Annotated in this window: 1 protein-coding gene; it reads left to right on the top strand. The window is 69.1% G+C overall.

Translation table 11 applies throughout. From position 1 onward, the window contains the following. On the top strand, positions 1-343 hold a 343-nt coding region (locus C2142_RS20880), incomplete at both ends, for a biosynthetic peptidoglycan transglycosylase (protein WP_194235795.1).

The following is a 343-nucleotide window of genomic DNA, read 5'->3' as shown; positions in this document are numbered from 1 at the left end:
TTCAAGACCCCGCCGCTGACCCAGGCCACCCAGATCTTCGACGCCAAGGGCGGCCTGATCGCCAAGGTCTACGAGCGCGACCGCACCGTCCTGGCCGCCGACCAGATGTCGCCGTTCATGCGGCAGGCGCAGGTGGACATCGAGGACGCCCGCTTCTACGAGCACGGCGCCGTCGACCTCAAGGGCGTGCTCCGCGCGGTCGGCAAGAACGCGGAGAGCGGCACCGCCTCCCAGGGCGCGTCGACGCTGACCCAGCAGTACGTGAAGAACGTCAACGTGGAGAAGGCCGGCGACGACCAGGCCGCCGTCCTGGAGGCCCAGCGCAAGACCCTGCAAGATCCAG

The organism is Streptomyces sp. CB01881, assembly GCF_002953255.1.
Taxonomy (GTDB): domain Bacteria; phylum Actinomycetota; class Actinomycetes; order Streptomycetales; family Streptomycetaceae; genus Kitasatospora.
This window is presented reverse-complemented; position numbering and strand designations above follow the sequence as displayed.